The organism is Spiroplasma endosymbiont of Danaus chrysippus, assembly GCF_902809815.1.
Taxonomy (GTDB): Bacteria; Bacillota_I; Bacilli_A; order Mycoplasmatales; family VBWQ01; genus Spiroplasma_E.
In genome coordinates this window covers 119,419-137,668 of the sequence record NZ_CADDIL010000007.1, presented here as the reverse complement: position 1 = coordinate 137,668, position 18,250 = coordinate 119,419, and the positions used below count along the sequence as shown (strand labels likewise).

18 protein-coding genes are annotated in these 18,250 nt (G+C 24.2%); 7 read left to right on the top strand and 11 right to left on the bottom strand.

Annotated features, from left to right (window positions below):
• The coding region (locus tag SPIRDC1_RS09260) for a hypothetical protein (RefSeq protein WP_174481542.1) at positions 1 to 182 on the top strand (182 nt) is incomplete at its 5' end.
• Here SPIRDC1_RS09260 and SPIRDC1_RS09255 read toward each other — a convergent pair.
• The 3 genes from SPIRDC1_RS09255 to SPIRDC1_RS09245 all read right to left on the bottom strand — a co-directional run bounded on the left by SPIRDC1_RS09255 (position 169) and on the right by SPIRDC1_RS09245 (position 3,565).
• The gene (locus tag SPIRDC1_RS09255) at positions 169 to 1,407 is read right to left on the bottom strand and encodes an IS256 family transposase (RefSeq protein ID WP_174479940.1); all 1,239 of its coding nucleotides are present in this window, start codon (positions 1,405 to 1,407) and stop codon (positions 169 to 171) included. The two genes, SPIRDC1_RS09260 and SPIRDC1_RS09255, sit on opposite strands and share 14 nt — an antisense overlap.
• Positions 1,408 to 1,465: 58 nt before the next feature.
• Entirely contained in the window at positions 1,466 to 2,143 is a 678-nt protein-coding gene (locus SPIRDC1_RS09250) for a hypothetical protein (protein ID WP_174481541.1), read from the bottom strand.
• Positions 2,144 to 2,230: 87 nt separating this feature from the next.
• Entirely contained in the window at positions 2,231 to 3,565 is a 1,335-nt protein-coding gene (locus tag SPIRDC1_RS09245) for a hypothetical protein (protein ID WP_174481540.1), read from the bottom strand.
• A 705-nt stretch (positions 3,566 to 4,270) separates the two neighbouring features.
• Between SPIRDC1_RS09245 and SPIRDC1_RS09240 the strand changes: the two genes are divergently transcribed.
• Positions 4,271 to 5,509 carry an IS256 family transposase gene (locus tag SPIRDC1_RS09240; protein ID WP_174479940.1) on the top strand — a complete coding sequence of 413 codons (1,239 nt, stop codon included), beginning with the start codon at positions 4,271 to 4,273 and terminating at the stop codon, positions 5,507 to 5,509.
• Here SPIRDC1_RS09240 and SPIRDC1_RS09235 read toward each other — a convergent pair.
• The 8 genes from SPIRDC1_RS09235 to SPIRDC1_RS09195 all read right to left on the bottom strand — a co-directional run bounded on the left by SPIRDC1_RS09235 (position 5,496) and on the right by SPIRDC1_RS09195 (position 14,817).
• On the bottom strand, positions 5,496 to 6,326 hold the full coding sequence (locus SPIRDC1_RS09235) for a hypothetical protein (RefSeq protein WP_174481539.1): 831 nt from the start codon (positions 6,324 to 6,326) through the stop codon (positions 5,496 to 5,498). The two genes, SPIRDC1_RS09240 and SPIRDC1_RS09235, sit on opposite strands and share 14 nt — an antisense overlap.
• Before the next feature lie 17 nt (positions 6,327 to 6,343).
• Entirely contained in the window at positions 6,344 to 8,335 is a 1,992-nt protein-coding gene (locus tag SPIRDC1_RS09230; RefSeq protein WP_174481538.1) for a hypothetical protein, read from the bottom strand.
• A 543-nt stretch (positions 8,336 to 8,878) separates the two neighbouring features.
• On the bottom strand, positions 8,879 to 9,052 hold the full coding sequence (locus SPIRDC1_RS09220; RefSeq protein WP_174481537.1) for a hypothetical protein: 174 nt from the start codon (positions 9,050 to 9,052) through the stop codon (positions 8,879 to 8,881).
• An 89-nt stretch (positions 9,053 to 9,141) separates the two neighbouring features.
• Positions 9,142 to 11,544 (bottom strand): extracellular solute-binding protein, encoded by a 2,403-nt coding sequence (locus SPIRDC1_RS09975; protein ID WP_199188883.1) that lies wholly within the window; start codon positions 11,542 to 11,544, stop codon positions 9,142 to 9,144.
• Positions 11,544 to 12,647, bottom strand: a complete 1,104-nt coding sequence (gene potB / locus SPIRDC1_RS09210; RefSeq protein ID WP_174481536.1) for a spermidine/putrescine ABC transporter permease — start codon at positions 12,645 to 12,647, stop codon at positions 11,544 to 11,546. The genes SPIRDC1_RS09975 and potB overlap by 1 nt, the downstream gene beginning before the upstream one ends.
• Before the next feature lies 1 nt (position 12,648).
• Positions 12,649 to 13,701 (bottom strand): spermidine/putrescine ABC transporter ATP-binding protein, encoded by a 1,053-nt coding sequence (gene potA / locus SPIRDC1_RS09205; protein ID WP_174481535.1) that lies wholly within the window; start codon positions 13,699 to 13,701, stop codon positions 12,649 to 12,651.
• A 20-nt stretch (positions 13,702 to 13,721) separates the two neighbouring features.
• Complete coding sequence (locus SPIRDC1_RS09200; protein WP_174481534.1) at positions 13,722 to 14,255, bottom strand: helix-turn-helix domain-containing protein; 534 nt, start codon at positions 14,253 to 14,255, stop codon at positions 13,722 to 13,724.
• Between the two features lie 286 nt (positions 14,256 to 14,541).
• Positions 14,542 to 14,817, bottom strand: a complete 276-nt coding sequence (locus tag SPIRDC1_RS09195; RefSeq protein ID WP_174481533.1) for a hypothetical protein — start codon at positions 14,815 to 14,817, stop codon at positions 14,542 to 14,544.
• 3 nt (positions 14,818 to 14,820) lie between these two features.
• On the opposite strand from SPIRDC1_RS09195, the gene SPIRDC1_RS09190 reads away from it, so the two are divergent.
• The 5 genes from SPIRDC1_RS09190 (at position 14,821) to SPIRDC1_RS09170 (ending at position 18,129) form a co-directional block, all read left to right on the top strand.
• On the top strand, positions 14,821 to 15,060 hold the full coding sequence (locus SPIRDC1_RS09190) for a hypothetical protein (protein ID WP_174481532.1): 240 nt from the start codon (positions 14,821 to 14,823) through the stop codon (positions 15,058 to 15,060).
• A 140-nt stretch (positions 15,061 to 15,200) separates the two neighbouring features.
• Entirely contained in the window at positions 15,201 to 15,449 is a 249-nt protein-coding gene (locus SPIRDC1_RS09185) for a hypothetical protein (protein WP_174481531.1), read from the top strand.
• Between the two features lie 204 nt (positions 15,450 to 15,653).
• Positions 15,654 to 15,929 carry a single-stranded DNA-binding protein gene (locus SPIRDC1_RS09180; protein ID WP_174481530.1) on the top strand — a complete coding sequence of 92 codons (276 nt, stop codon included), beginning with the start codon at positions 15,654 to 15,656 and terminating at the stop codon, positions 15,927 to 15,929.
• A 109-nt stretch (positions 15,930 to 16,038) separates the two neighbouring features.
• Complete coding sequence (locus SPIRDC1_RS09175) at positions 16,039 to 16,902, top strand: DegV family protein (protein ID WP_174481529.1); 864 nt, start codon at positions 16,039 to 16,041, stop codon at positions 16,900 to 16,902.
• Between the two features lie 231 nt (positions 16,903 to 17,133).
• On the top strand, positions 17,134 to 18,129 hold the full coding sequence (locus SPIRDC1_RS09170) for an IS3 family transposase (RefSeq protein ID WP_174479968.1): 996 nt from the start codon (positions 17,134 to 17,136) through the stop codon (positions 18,127 to 18,129).
• Positions 18,130 to 18,250: the final 121 nt, after the last annotated feature.

Below are 18,250 nucleotides of genomic sequence, written 5' to 3'. Positions count from 1 at the left end.
TAATTGCTGGTGAAAATATTACTATTGATAAAGAAACTAATACTATTAGTGCTACTGGTGGTAGTAGTGAATCATTATGAGAAGTAGACCCTAATAGTCCAAATATTATTCAACCTAAAGAAAAAAGGAGGCTTTTTAGTAATCTGTGTTTCTTTGTTTTACAAAGTACTAGTTCAGATTAATTCTGTCTTCAAATTTTATCATAAAATGAGCAATTGCTGTATTTCAATTTTGAATAGGCAATGTTCATTTTTTTGTGATATTTTCAATTGCTAAGTAAAAAATTTTAAAAACTGCCATATCATTAGGAAAAACTTTTTTATTTCTAATAACTTTTCGTAATTGGCTATTAACAGATTCAATAGCATTTGTAGTATAAATTACCCTTTTAATTTCTGCTGGATAACTAATAAAAACCATTAAATTTTCTCAATTTTTATATCAAGATTTAGCAATTTGTGGATATTGTTTATTTCATTTACTTTCAAATGATTCTAAAGCTTGCATTGCTTGTTCTTCACTACATGCTGTATAAATTGGCTTTAAATCGATAACTAGAGACTTTCGATGTTTGTATGAAACATATTTTAAGCTATTTCTAATTTGATGAACTATGCATAATTGATGTTCAGTTTTAGGATAAACTGATTGTATTGCCTCTGACATGCCTGTTAAATTATCACTACAAGCAATAAGAATATCATTTAAGCCTCGATTTTTCATTTCTGTAAAATTATTTAATCAGAATTTAGCACCTTCATTTTCACTAATTCATAAACCTAAAACATCTTTTTTACCTTCTAAATCAACTCCTAAAGCTATATAAACTGATTTGTTAATAATACGTTTATCCTGACGTACTTTAACTACGATACAATCAAAATAAATGATTGGATAAACACTATCTAATGGACGATTTTGCCATGCTTTGACATCATCAATGACATCATCAGTAATTTGACTAATTACGCTTTCGCTAATATCTGCGCCATCATATAACTCTTGCAACTGCATTCTAATATCTGATAAAGTCATACCTTTTGCATATAGTGAAAGAACTTGTTGATCAAAACCATCAAATCTTCTCTGTCTTTTTGTGATTATTACTGGTTCAAAATTACTATTACGATCTCTTGGTACATCAATTTCAATTTTACCTTGTTGAGTTATTAATTTTTTTGATGTTGTACCATTACGAACATTGTCATTATTACTGCGTTGATTTCTTTCGTGTCCTAAATAATTTTGCATCTCAGAATTCAACATTTTTTCTACCAATCGTTTAGTTAATTCTTTATATAAGCCTCCCTCTTTAAAAACTGTTGTTAAATCCTCAGTATTTTCTAATAATAAATCTACTGCTTTTGATATTGGATCATTGTTATTAAGATTATCTTTTTTAGCCATCTGTAACTCACTCTTTCTAGATATATAAATTATATTTACTAGAATTAATTAAACATAGTTATTTTTGTAAGTCACACAGATTACTAAACATTCCCTCTTTAAAAGAACCATCTGATTCTCTTACTGCCTTAGCAATATAATATAGCCCTAAACCTTCACTTAAACTATTATTATTTTCAACATTATTAGCATTTTCTTGTTGTGAAATATCAATATGAGTTTCCACTTCACTTTGTTGAACATATTTTCAATTAATACCGGCACCAGCAAAATAATTAATATCATATTGGCTACCACTATAACTGTTAGTTGGATTATTAATAGTAGCAACTTTACGATGAAATATCATTTCTTGTTTAGTATTATTAACATCAACTTTATCTTTATCTGGTATCATAGCATCTTTTTTGTAAATTAATTCACCTTTATTATCAACAGTAAATAATGTTCGTGCTAATGTCTTACCATCACTTAATAAATAATCAGCATGATTAGTATCATAACTATAATATTTATTGTCTATTATTGATTGATTAGTAATTCAATCATTATTATTTAAATAACCATATTGATTATTAAATAATGATTTATTTTGATTTATTGGAATGACAGGTAGTATTTTCTTTTTACTAGCAATATTATTTTTTTGAACTACTATCATCATACTATTAAACATTGTATTACTTGCTATTGTTAATGTTGTTACTGTACTTAGAGTTAATAAAAACTGTTTCATTTACAATACCTTCTTTTACTTTTTACCATTTTTAAAATCATAATTAAATTTAATAATAAATAATTAATTTGAAAAAAATATATTTATTTAATTCATAATATTATTAAATGTTATATTATTTAATTTAATATCAGAATATGAAGTTGATCCTAAAAAAGTAGCTGTCATTATATGTCATTTTCAATAAATATTATTATCATCATGTCAAAGTTCTAAATAAATATCAATGGCAGTTCCTACACCTCCTGGGTAATTTGGATCATATGGTGGTCACGTACTAATATTGACTTGAAAAATTGAATTATCAATATCTTTTTGTTGATTAGTTTTTATATTTGTTGTTGTGACTTGAGAATTTAGATATTTATAGTCTTCTTTACCACTTCCCGTTGAAATTTTTAAATATGAATTAGCATCAAAATTAAAAGTTGGATATTTATTAGTAAAAGTATTTCAATCGCTTGCATAGTCAGTTCATTTTACTATTGTATATGTATTAGAATAATCACTATAATTTGAACTAAATCAATTATATGAGTCATTTCATTTATAATTTAAGTTATTTTCTATATTTGATTTATCAAATTCAGTATAATAAACTTCAATTAAATTATTATCTTTATCAAAAATATAATTGATTGAATAATTTTTATCATTTACGTTCATTGGTGCACTATATATAAAATTAAAAACATTATTATTGCTACTAATTAAATTAATAATAATATTAATTAAATTATCATTAATTTGCCCTTTTAAACTACTTTGTGTCATAAAATATTGACCTATTTTATTAGCAATAGTATTATCAATTAAATTATTTTTTGCTGCTTTTGCAATATAATATAAACCTAATGTTTCACTTAAACTATTGCTATGTTCAACTTTATCAGCACCTGCTTGTTGCGAAATATCAATATGTTTTTCAACGCCACCAAATTGAATATATTGTCAATCAGTATTATCACCACTAAAATATGTGTGAGAATATTCACTTTTACTATATGGATTATATTTATCTTTAACTGTGGTAATTTTTTTATGAGTAATCATTTCTTGTTTAGTAGCATCAACTTCGACTTTATCTTTTGGTGGTATTACAGCATCCTTTTTATAAACTAATTCACCTTTATTATCAACAGTAAATAATGTTCGTGCTGATGTCTTACCATCACTTAATAAATAATCAGCATGACTAGTATCATAACTATAATAGTTATTATCTATTTGATTAGTAATTCAATCACTACTACTTAAATAACCATATTGATTATTGAACACCGAAGATAAAGTATCATTTATTGATGATTTATTTGTTAATAGTTTATTAACAGTAGTGTTAGTAACATCAATAGTATTAATAATACTACTTGTTAAAGTTAATGTTGTTAATGTACTTAATGCTATTAGTAATTGTTTCATGTTACATTCTCCTTTCGTTTTAAGTTTACTAAAAATTATTTTATAAAAAATATCTGACTAATCTATACTAAATATAACACTTTATTAATTTTATTTAAGAAGATTAATAAAATGCTTATTTTAAAAACTAAATTTAGTATGTAAGTACTTAATTTCATTGAGAAATACTTTTAATATAAAATGTATTAATTAAAGAAGGATGTCATATATCTGTACCATAACAGTCAATATGAATTATTATTCCATTAACACCCACATTATTTAAAAATTTTGTTAAATTATCTTTAAATATAAAATTTCAAAAATTTTTAAAAGTTCAATTATCACCAATTTTATACTCCATATTACTATAATCAAATAAGTTTCCATTAATAAAATACTTATAAATTACATCTCAATTATTTTCATTATTAATTAAATAATATAAATCCTGATAATTAATATAAATATCACCTGTATAATCAACTGAAGCAAAAGGACCAGGACTAACATGAGTTTCAAAATTACTTGTATTACTTTTTTCGTAACTATAATGATTATAATTTAACTCAATAATATTATTATTATGATCAAAAATATAACTAATGACATAACTTGTATCATCATTTGAGGGAATGTTTAGTAATCTGTGTGACTTACAAAAATAACTATGTTTAATTAATTCTAGTAAATATAATTTATATATCTAGAAAGAGTGAGTTACAGATGGCTAAAAAAGATAATCTTAATAACAATGATCCAATATCAAAAGCAGTAGATTTATTATTAGAAAATACTGAGGATTTAACAACAGTTTTTAAAGAGGGAGGCTTATATAAAGAATTAACTAAACGATTGGTAGAAAAAATGTTGAATTCTGAGATGCAAAATTATTTAGGACACGAAAGAAATCAACGCAGTAATAATGACAATGTTCGTAATGGTACAACATCAAAAAAATTAATAACTCAACAAGGTAAAATTGAAATTGATGTACCAAGAGATCGTAATAGTAATTTTGAACCAGTAATAATCACAAAAAGACAGAGAAGATTTGATGGTTTTGATCAACAAGTTCTTTCACTATATGCAAAAGGTATGACTTTATCAGATATTAGAATGCAGTTGCAAGAGTTATATGATGGCGCAGATATTAGCGAAAGCGTAATTAGTCAAATTACTGATGATGTCATTGATGATGTCAAAGCATGGCAAAATCGTCCATTAGATAGTGTTTATCCAATCATTTATTTTGATTGTATCGTAGTTAAAGTACGTCAGGATAAACGTATTATTAACAAATCAGTTTATATAGCTTTAGGAGTTGATTTAGAAGGTAAAAAAGATGTTTTAGGTTTATGAATTAGTGAAAATGAAGGTGCTAAATTCTGATTAAATAATTTTACAGAAATGAAAAATCGAGGCTTAAATGATATTCTTATTGCTTGTAGTGATAATTTAACAGGCATGTCAGAGGCAATACAATCAGTTTATCCTAAAACTGAACATCAATTATGCATAGTTCATCAAATTAGAAATAGCTTAAAATATGTTTCATACAAACATCGAAAGTCTCTAGTTATCGATTTAAAGCCAATTTATACAGCATGTAGTGAAGAACAAGCAATGCAAGCTTTAGAATCATTTGAAAGTAAATGAAATAAACAATATCCACAAATTGCTAAATCTTGATATAAAAATTGAGAAAATTTAATGGTTTTTATTAGTTATCCAGCAGAAATTAAAAGGGTAATTTATACTACAAATGCTATTGAATCTGTTAATAGCCAATTACGAAAAGTTATTAGAAATAAAAAAGTTTTTCCTAATGATATGGCAGTTTTTAAAATTTTTTACTTAGCAATTGAAAATATCACAAAAAAATGAACATTGCCTATTCAAAATTGAAATACAGCAATTGCTCATTTTATGATAAAATTTGAAGACAGAATTAATCTGAACTAGTACTTTGTAAAACAAAGAAACACAGATTACTAAAAAGCCTCTCATTTGAAAATGGCATATTTAACATAAAATTATAAACATATTTATTATTAATAATTAAATCAATAATTTTAGTAATTAATTCATTATTAATTTTTCCTTTTAAACTACTTTGTGCTATAAAATATATTCCCAAATTAATAGCAACTGACTGACTAATTTTATTTTCAATTACTGCTTTAGCAATATAATATAAACCTGATGTTTCGCTTAAACTATTGCTATATTCAACTTTATCAGCACCTACTTGTTGTGAAATATCAATATGTTTTTCAACTCCACCAAATTGCAAATATTGTCAATCAGTATTATCACCACTAAAATCAGTAGATGAATACTGACTACTACTATAAGAATTGTAATTTGCTTTAACTGTAGTTATTTTTTTATGACTAATCATTTCTTGTTTAGTATTATTAACATCAACTTTATCTTTTGCTGGTATTATAGCATCTTTTTTATAAACTAATTCACCTTTATCATTAACAATAAATAATGTTCGTGCTGATGTCTTACCATCACTTAATAAATAATTAGCATGACTAGTATCATAACTATAATATTTATGATCTATTATTAATTGATTAGTTATTATATCACTATTATTTAAATAGCCATATTGATTATTAAATAATGAAGTTACAGAATCACTTATTGATGATTTATTTGCTAATAATTTATTAATGGGAGTATTAGTATCATCAATAATATTAATAATACTACTACTTGTTAAAGTTAATGTTGTTAATGTACTTAAAATGATTAATAATTGTTTCATATTACTTTTTCCTTTTTTTAACTTACTAACTGGTAATTAAAATTAAAATTAAAATCAGGGAATGTTAAAGTAGCACGATCACTAATAGTTTTGCCAGCAAACCTTTCTGATAAATCAAGAGTATAAAGTGTATTATCTTTAGTTGGTTGTGTTTCGCTGTCAGTAAATACTAGTTTTACATTATTTAACTCTCAACCCGATTTTGTTGTTACTGCAACATCGGTTTCTAGAAAAATACTTTTTGTTTGAGTAATTAAATCTCAGAAATTATTTGCCTTATCACCTTTAATATCTTTACTAATATCAACTGACATACCACTTGGTGTTTTATCACCATCTAATAAATAATTCATAGTGAACTGTCCAGTAAATGCATTCTCAACTGGACGATAAGAATTGTTATTAATTTTATTTAATAAACTATCTTTATTAGTAATTCAATTACCTAATAAATTATCTTGTTCATAAAAATGTTGACCTTCTTGTAAAATATTTGCATCTTGACCATCTTTTAATCAAATACCTTTTAATGCAAAATCTTTTGGTGAAGGATAATTACCAGTAATATTATTTTTATTATGACCATGAACAATTGCCTTAATGTTATCTAAACTTTTTGTTAATTTATGATCATTAGGATTAGCAGTTATTTTTATTTCAATATTTTTACCTAATTTATTATTAAAAATATTATTACCAACATTTAAATTTGTTGATATTGTATAATCACTATCTTTAATATTAAGATCTGAATAATTTTTTTGGAAATAAGATTGACAAATCTTCTTTACACTCTCAATAATTTCACTATTAACAAATTTAACATCTTCTTCTGATAATTTACTACCGGCATTAATAAAATTACCATTTTTATCTTTTTGATTATCTAAAGTAATTTGAAAGTTTTTATTATCTTTATCATTATTATATTGTGTTTCAATTTCATTAGTTAATTCTTTCATGCTACTTAAATCAGCAATATCATTTTTAACATTTATAGTGCAATTATCTTTTTTTCCTGTAAAGTTTCAAGGATTATTATCTAAAGATGTAATTGAAAATTGAACAGGAACACTTTTAGTAAAGTTTTGTGGTTCTGAACCATTTTGAAATTCAATTTTGTAATAACTAGGTTTAATTTCTTTTTTGGGTACATTTAATGCTTTACTTAAAATTGTTGCAAATTGATCTTGAATTGTTGGAATTAATCATTTATCTTTTATTGAATCAATAGTAGCATTTTCAGGATTAGTAATATTAATAATTTTATCAGGAAAGTTAACTGGTAAACTAGCAATATTAATTGCAACTTGATTTATAATATTAATATTAATTTCAATATTAACGTTAGTACTTTCAATACCAAAAATTGATGCTTGATCATTAGTTGTTAAATTTAAAACGTAACTTTTAGACTCATTAAAGTTCTTTGGCAAAATAAAAGAAGTATTAGTTATCGGCTTTTTATCCTTACCAACAGTAAACTTAACTGCTGGATTATAATTAGCATTTAAGAAAAAATTAATTGGTAATAAATTTGAATTATCATTATCAATATCACTTTCAATTTTAGGATCAGTTTTTTTTAAATTATTATCAATACTACTTAAAACATTTGTAAAATCAATATTACCATTATCAGCAGCATTTTCAATAACATTAAAATTAACAATATTTGTTGATTTACTAAAATAAGCAATAGTAGAATCTAAACTAATAGGTTCAGAGTTACGATGATGTTTTTGATAATAATCATCTCATAATTTATTATTAGAATTAGGATTAAATTCAGAATTATTGAAAGCAGCAGTAGTATGTAAGAGTAATATTGTAGTAACTGTTGTAGAACCAAATGCTAATAAATACAACGAAAATAATAAGATTCTTTTCTTCTTATTTTTTTTAACATTAATTGTACATATTGAATTAGATTCTGTTTTTATTTTTTTATGTTTATCCTGATTAACCATATCTTTACTCGCGCTATTACTATTTATTTTATATTTCATTTTAACAATCCTTTCCTAGCATTATTTTTAAAATAATCTAAAGTGAAAAATATAGCTTAACGCTTTAACTTGCTATTTTTAACTAAAATATTAAAATAGTTTAAACCTTAGTTTTAATAAAATAAAACTAAGGTTTAAAGTAAACCAATTAAATTTAGTTTTTATATTTTAATATTAATAATTTTAATAATTATATAAACTTTGCTATACACCTATTAAAATTATAAGGAAAGAAATACTCTGTCCTTAAAAATAATATTACACTTATTATAAAAAAAGACAATATTCTTTTTAAAAAAAGATTGAATATTTTTAATTAAAAAGAACACTAATAGTAAAATAATTTTCAAAATAATTTTTCTTAATTAAGATAAAAATTAAATTAAAAATTCAATGATTGAATTAAATAGTCATTGAATTTTTAATTTATGATTAATTTTTTTTAATATTACATTCAACATGCATTGGTTGTAAATTTTCTAAACTATTATTATTTGGATCACCATCAATGTGATCAATATTTCAAGCAAATGCTGAAGTTGGTTATTCACCTTGATAAGCACCTTTTATCATTGGCAAACAACACCACGGACAAGGAGCTTGCACATTCAATGTTCAAAATTCAGATAATCCTTTAAAATATTTCTCAATTTTTTGAATAGAATAGTTTCATATTTTTTCTTTGTCTTCTTTTTCTCACTTTTTACGACGTGCCACAATGAATTAACCCCCTTTCGTATTAAATTATACTATAAGTTACAATATTTTTTTATATTTTTTTAAACTTAATATTACAATTTATTTTATTAACGTGCTAATAATCTATTATAAGCGGTTTGCATTTGTGGGTCAAAACTACGAGTATATAAACCGTTAAAATATCCTTCATGATGCTTACTTGGATCTAATGGATCAGGTAATTGACCATTTTTTGGAATATATACATGCTTTCAAATTTCTGCTGAAAAATTAGTACTAACTTCATCCATGGCTGCTTGTAAAGATGAGGTATAACCAAATTCACTACTTAAATCAACTTGTGTTTGTTTTTGCATTATATAATTAATAAATTTAAAAGCTAAATCTTTATGAGGAGAATCTTTACTAATTACCATATCATCATTTCAAACATTAGTCCCCATATATGGTCTAACAACAAGGTACTTACCATTATAAGAATCAGGATCATCAGCAATTGCAGATAATAAATCACCATTATACATCATTGCTACATCCCACTTATTTTCATTACTAATTTCATTAACAATATCATCATTTAATAATTTTGTATTTTTATTTTTGATAACTGGTTGTAACCAATCGCTTGCATCTTGAATTTCAATTGGACTATGAGCATTAATATTATCATGAAAATCATTTCCTACTTGACTATATTGACCTGAACCGTTATTTTCTCCTCATTTATTTTTATAGTGTAAATCAGTAAGCGCAGTCATAAATAAGTTATGCATATCATCATTTAAAATGATACGTTTACCTAATTTTGCAGCATCTGTTAAAACACTTCATTGAACATTTGAACCATCAGCTTTAATACCAAGATCACTAAGATTATTTGTATTAGTAGTATTAATTACTAATACAACATCACCTCAAAAATAAGGAATACTATAACTATTTAAACCAAATTCATTTAAAATTCCATCACTATTTTCAACTCGATAATTATTCATTAATTCATATAAATCATGATTAATATCTTCTTTGGGATTAAAATCAATTCTACTATCATACTCAATATCACCTACAGAATTTTTTGCTGCAATTGGAAAAAGTCTATCTTCACTTGCTAATTTAGCCACCATATAATCACTAGGAACCATTACATCATAATTAGTAGTATACAATTTAGCATACAATGATTCATTATCATCAAAAGTTGAATATTTTATTTTAACTTGATATTTATTTTCAAATTCTTTTAAAATATTGGGATTCATATATTCGCCTCAATTAGCAATTGATAAATCATAAACATTAGTATAAATGTAGAAAGCACCCAAACTAATAAAACTTGATAATAAGATTATACTAATCATAATTAATTTTCACGGTCATAGTAAAAAACGATATTTCTCTCTTCTTGATTTTGAGCGTTCTTCTTTTAACTCTTTCTTTTTTTTAATCTTATTCTTTATATGTTCAATTCAAATTGATTCCATCTCAAGTTTTGCTTCAAGTTTAGAAATTTGATTAATAAGTTTCGGGTGATTTTTAATATAATCTTGAATTTTAATAATATCTTGCTCAGTTACAATTTCAAAATTACCATCACTATATAATGATTTACGTTTTCTACCTTTACTCTTAACCTTTTTATAGTTAAAACCATTTAATTGTAAATAATATTTAGTTAACAACTTCTCAGTTTTAATAATTTTTTTATCATGATAAATACCTTTATCAATTTTTTCATTACGTTGTTTAATTTGTTTTTTGCAAAGAACATAAGTATTTCAAGAAATAATAAGTACTGCAATTAATAAAATAATTATTGTTGAAAAAGCATTAATATAAGGCTTAATTCGTTTTAAAGAATAAATAAAAGTTGAAACGTTAGAAGTATTACCGCCAGTAAAATAAGAAATTAAAAAATCATCAAAACTCATAGCAAACGCAATAGCTGCTCCAGCAATAATTGCTGGTTTAATTGTTGGTAATACAATTTTGCGTAACGTATATCAAGGTGTCGCACCTAAATCTTGACTTGCTTCTAATTGTGACATATTTATTGATCTAATTTTTGGTAAAACAGTAATAATAACATAAGGAATATTAAAAGAAATATGAGCGAAAATTAATGTTCCAAGACCAAAACTAAAACCAAATGCCATAAATAATAACATTAAAGAAACAGCAGTAACAATATCAGCATTAACTAAAGGAATATTAGTAATCCCTAAAGTAATATTACGTGTTATTTTTTTTGTTTTACTTAAACCCAAAGCAGCAAACGTACCAATAATAACAGCAACAAAAGTAGAAATAAAAGCAACAATTAATGTTACACTAACCGATTCTCAAAGTTCACTTTGTTGAAATAAATCGTAATAAGGTTGCAATGATCAAGAATTTCAACTACGAACTGAATCGCCACCATTAAAAGAGAATATCATTAAAACTAAAATTGGATTATAAAATAATAAAAAGATAATAGCTAAATAACTATTTTTAAAAAAAGATCTCATTAATTAATACCTCCTATTTTTTTACCAGTAGCTCAACTACCAATCGCTTTTAAAGTAAAAATAATAATTAAAACAATAATACCTAAAATAACAGAAATAGCAGCACCATAAGCAAAATTAGCACCACGATAAAAATATGATTCAATAATATTTGCAATTAAAATAGTTTTTCCTTCACCAATATATTTAACTACTACTAGTGAAGTCATAGCACTTAACATCATTAAAGTAAAACCAGAAACAATACCAGGCACTGAAAAACGAAAGGTAACTTTTCAAAATGTTTTCATCTTAGAAGCTCCTAAATCTTGACTTGCTTCTAATAAATTGCGATCTGTTTTTTCTAAAGAATTATAAATTGGTAAAATAACGAAAGGCATAAACATATAAACCATTGCTAAAATAATACCAATTGGAGTTCCTAATAAAACATTAGGACCTAAAATACTAAAAATAATTTGTAATCCAATTGTACGTAATAAAATGTTAATTCAAATTGGTAAAGTAACTAAAACTCAAATATTTTTTGAAGCAATTTTTGTTGACATAAAAGCCATAATATAAGCAATGGGATAACCAAAAATAACAGCAATTAAAGTGGCAACAAATGAATAACCAATTGAACGTAATAAAACCATAACATAACTATTTTCTTTAAAAAAATCATTAAAATTACTAAATGTAAAACGAAATATTCAAGCATTATTAGTTGCTTTAATAATTGAATATAAAATTACAATTAATAATGGCAATACAATTAAAATTACCATCACCAATAAATATGGATAAGCAAGCGTAACTCATGATTTAAAACCAAAATTTACTGATTTATCTTTGATTTTATTTTTAATAAAACTTATTTTTTGGTTTGTTTTTTTTCAACATAACAATGCTTTTTTCTTTTTTACTCGTTTCATTTTCGATTTATTTTTTGCTACTTCTTGTAAAGAAACATTATTTTTTTTAAGTTTAAACCATTTTTTAAATCTATACTTTTTTTTATTTTGATTATCAATAATTTTTTCTGGATTTGAATTATTAACTAACATATCTTGTGATTTTAAAATTTGTGTTTTAATATTACGTTTAAACAAATTTTTCATTTTACTCTTCAATTTCCTTTCACATAACATGAATATCTTCAACATTTCATTTTAAACCAACACGGTTACCTACTTCAAAATTATCAGTAGTATGAACTATCCATTTGCGTTTATTAGCAATAATTTCAATTTCTCATAATAATCCTTTAAAAGCAATAGTTTTAATAGTTCCATCAAAAAAACCACTACCTGCATTAACTAAATCAATATCTTCTGGTCGAATAACAATATCAATATTACGTTCTTGTTCACCAAAACCAGTATCAGAGCATGCAAATTTTTTACAGTCAAAACCAACACAATAATCATTAATAAATACACCATTTTCAATAACATTCGAGCTACCAACAAACTGTGATGTTCATTTATTTTCAGGCTCATTGTAAATATCTTGTGGTGTCCCAATTTGTTGAATTTGTCCTTGATTTAAAACAACTACCCGATCTGACATAATAAATGCTTCTTCTTGATCATGAGTAATAAAGATAAAAGTAATATTAATTTCTTCTTGAATTTTTTTTAATTCTACTTGCATTTGTTGACGTAATTTCAAATCCAAAGCAGCAAAAGGTTCATCTAATAACAAAATTTTAGGATTAAGAACTAATGCTCTAGCTACTGCTACTCTTTGTTTTTGACCACCAGATAAATCATTAACATCTTTATCTTCCATACCATTTAATTTAACCAAATCTAAAGCTTTTTTAACTTCTTTTTTGATTTTTTCACGATCAATTTTTCTTAACTTTAAACCATAAGCAATATTATCAATAACATTTAAATGTGGAAATAAAGCATAATTTTGAAAAATAGTATTTATTTCTCTTTTATGAATTGGAATTTTAATTAAATCCTTACCTTTAAACAATAATTGACCATTGTTTGGTTGTTCAAAACCAGCAATAATTCTTAATAATGTTGTTTTACCACAACCACTAGGACCAAGAATGGTAAGAAATTCACCTTCATGAATATTTAAACTAATTCCTTTTAAAACAACTTTACCATCATATTCTTTGGTAATATTACGTAATTCTAAAATATTTACACTCATAATTTCCTCCTTTAAATGGTTTAAAAAATTGGCGGATTTGAAACTCATAAAATAGTTGCAATTGAATTATTGGGATTTTCTAAATAATGTTTTTCATTACCTTTAATATAAAATGCTTCATTAGCTACTGCTTTTACTCTAGTTGCACCATAATGAACAAATACTGTGCCACTTAATACGTATCCAAAGATCTGACCTTGAAATGGCGGAATTTTATTTGAATTACCAAATGGTTTTAAAGTTAAAATTACTGGTTCTAATGTTAATTTTTGAGCATTAGGAATAATTCATTTTATTTGATAATCTTCTTCGTCACTAACAGTAACATCTTGTGATTTAAAAACTATTTTTTCTTTTACTTCACCAGCAAAAAAGGTTGATAATGGACAATCAAAAATGTCTAAAATACTTTTTAGTGTTTCAATACTAGGTGAAGAAACATCATGCTCTAACTGACTAATAAATCCCTTTGATAAATCACAACGTTTCCCTAACTCTTCCATAGTTAAATTGTGTTTCAATCTTAAAGTTTTTAACTTTCTTCCAATTTTCATATTGATTATTTTCTCCTTTTGTTTATTTATACTAAACTTTAAGTTAAATAATACAAATAAAATTATATAATATTTTTTTAAAAAAACAATTATTTATTTTATTTTTAATAAATAAAATAAATATAAAATTATTAGTGTAAAAATGCGTAATAAAAAGAATATTTTTTTCATTTTTCTACTATAAAATTAAAATAAAATTTATTACTTTATTTTAAAGTAATAAATTTAAAAAATATATTTTATTTTTTAGTAAAGAAGAAATTGATGTGTTTTAATAAATTACCTTTTACATTGTTGATGTATTAGAATTGTATACACTTGTTGAAGAATATAAATTTTCTAAATTTGAATTTATAATTTTTTTTGAACCTTCAAAATCTAATTTTTGCTCTTCTTGTTTTTCATCATCTTTTTTTGCTAGCATTTGAGTTATTTCAAAACCACCACTGATAGCACCACTAATGGCACGAACAGCAGCTCCCCCAGCAACTAAACCAATAATAGTAGGAGCACCAAGAATAGCAACTCCTCCGGCTGCATAAGTAATAGAGGCTATAATCACTTAATGAAAATTAATGATCTTTTTAAAAATAAATTGTTAAGAACAGGTGCACCGCCTCATAAATATAGGGCAGAAAATGCTAATGCAGCACACTTTTTAAAAGATTTAGGTTTCAAAACTGGTGATGAAATTGGCGTTTATTCAGATGAAGAATATGCTGAAATTGTTAGTTTAACTGTTAGTATTAAAAATACTTTTCCAGGAGAAATTAAAAAAAATACACCGAAGATAGTTTTGAATTAGAAGCAGGTACGTGTCAAATTGATATTATCAAAAATAATGAAATTTTAAAATCTTATATTATTAATACAGCTGACAATAAGGATTTAGATGTTAGTCAAGAATTTCGAAAAATTTTACCTGATTTGAAACTTTATAACAATGTGGGAGTTAAAAAAGGAAGTTTAGCCTCTGATTTTAAATTAGAATTTGCACCATATAAACAAAAGCAATGAGAAACTTTAATTAGTTTATTAAATACAAAAGTTTATACATTTTTTTATGATGCTGCTAAAAATGGTAATAAAATTACTGGATTTGTTAATGTTCAGAGAGTGTGATTACAAGTAGATTTTGGGAAAGTAAATGCACTAAAAGATTCAAGAATTGGATCATTACCAGATTTAGATTAAAACTATATTAACATAATTATATTTTACAAAAAGAGCATTGTCAACTGCTCTTTTTGTGTTAATTAATAAATTATTTTATCTAGTCTTACTTTAATATTTAAGTTTGTTGAATTAATTTATTTTTTCTTTTATTCATAAATAAAATAATTTGATATTTTATTTATGAACTAAATTTATAATTATCAAATAAGAGGGGGTGTTAAAATGATAAATAATGTTGTATTAGTAGGTAAATTAATGAATGAACCAGAAATAATACCAACCAGAGAACAAATTCCAACAAAATGGACCAAGTTTATAATGGCTGTTGAAAGACCTTTTAAAAATCGTCAAAATCAATTTCAAATTGATTTTATCACTATTAAAACTTGAATAGCTAATACAGAGGAATTAAAAACACTATTAAAAAAGAATGCAATTATTGGTATTAAAGGTAGAATTCAAACATTTGCTAATAAAGCTAATGATTTTTACTACTAATAAGTTTATAGTCACTTTATATTTTTTCAAATTAAAACGATATATAGTAAAATAAATTTGTTATAATTTTACTATAATTTATTAGTATAAAAGGTTAGGAGCAAACAAAATGAAAATTGGAATTGTAAGTGATTCAGCTACTGGTTTTACCCTTGAAGATATGAAAAAATATCCTGAAATAATAATTATTCCTTTAAATATTATTGAAGGAGAAAATGCTTATGATGATAATAACATTGATATTGATAGTGAAACAATTCGTAAAAAGATGATTGATGAACACTATATTTTAAAAACTAGTCAAACTAGTCGTGGTAAACTTGAACAATATTGAGATAATGCTTTAAGTAAATATGATCAAATTTTATTTTTACCAATTGCTAATAATGCTTCAGGACAATATGCAAGTTCACAAGTTTTACAAAAAGAAGAAAAATATAAAAATAAAGTTCATATTTTAGAAACAGGTGCTGCTTCAATACCTTTAAAATTTATGGTTTTAATTGCTTTTACTCTTGTTAAAAATGGAAAAAAAATTCCTGAAATTTTAGGAATTTTAAATAAATTTCGTAAAACTTATGAATCTTATATTGCTCCTAATGATTTAAAATTTTTGGCTCGTGGTGGTAGATTACCAATGAGTAAAGCAAGAATTGGTAATTTTTTACGTTTTAAACCAATTTTAAGATGTAAAGAAACAATTGATAATATTGGTAGAGTTAGAACCTTAAGTAAAGCTATGGAAGAAATGTTAGATATTATTACTAAAATTAAAGACGTTACTAAAGAAACAATATATATTATTGATGGTTGATGTAGAAAAGATATTATTGATGAAGCAATTAAAAAAGTAAAAAATAGAGGATTTACCAAATATAAAGTTGAACCATTATGTAATATTTTAAAAACACATACTGGTAATAATACTATTGGTTTTTCAGTAGTACCTAATCAATGAGTAAAAGAAGTCTAATAAAAAAGTAGTTTTATAAAAGATTGATTAAGTATTCTGTTTTTTAGAAAATATATAAAAAACTTTAAATCTAAAAAAGAATGTTAGTAAAGGTTAATTTAGTTTACTAACATTCAGATTTTTTCAACTTATAAATAATGCTACTTAGCCCTTTTTACTAGACCATTAATTTAAAAAAACTTGAATGTATTCGAAAAACAATTGTGTTATACAATTAACACTAATTTTGACATGAAAGGATTTTTAATAATGGATAAAATTAAACAAATAGCATTAGTAATTAACAAGTTAAATATCAAACAAAAAATTCAAATTATTGATGATAGCAAAAACCAATATTCAATTAGATATCTTTGCCAACATCTTCAACTAAACCGATCAACATATTATTTTGTAAAAAACAAACAAAACCCTATTAAAAAAGAAAAAAATCAAATTAGTAATTGTACACATAAATATCAAGAATTATGCCAACTTTTACTTGAATTTCATTTTACAAGAAAAGGACAAATTTATGGCTATTTACGAATTTTTTCAGCATTTAAAGAATGATTAAAACAATACAAACATATTATTTTAAATCTAGAATTATCAACAAAACAAATGCGAAAAATTATGAAAGATCACAATCTTCAAGGATTAAAACAAACTAAAAATAACTATCCTAAAAACAAAAAAAATCCAAATAAGTGAATACCTACAATGGATAAAGTAAACAAAGATTATAAAAGTACAACCTCTTCAAATCAAATTTGATCAATGGACACTAAACAAATAAATACTAAAGAAGGTTGATTATATCTTTTTGTAATTATTGATTTTTATTCAAATAATATTGTAAGCTATAATACATGTTCAAACAAATCCTATCAAGATTTAATCCTTCCTGCACTTGAAAAAATAAATCAACAATTCTCTTGAAACCAAGTAAAAAACGTTATTTTACACTCAGATAACGCCAACGAATTTTATTGTCAAGACATCACAAATTGAGCTGCTGATAAGCAAATAATTTTAAGCAAAAAACAACCTTATGATATTGGTGGCAATGTAATATCTGAAAACTGATTTTCTCATTTATCTCAAGAATGACTACCTAAAGGTTCAAATCAATATTTTTCTCTCAATGAAGCTATAAATGATGTAAACCAATATATTATGTTTTATAATTACGAAAGAATACATTCTAAATTTCTAAAACCACCAATTTCACAAATAAAAATTTAAAACTGTCTATCCAAAAGTGGTCCAGTATTTAGGGCTAACCACCAATTAAAGTTTTAAACTAAAGAAATAATTAAAAAAATTTAATAAAATAAATATTTATAAATCAAAGTAATGGTTTTTT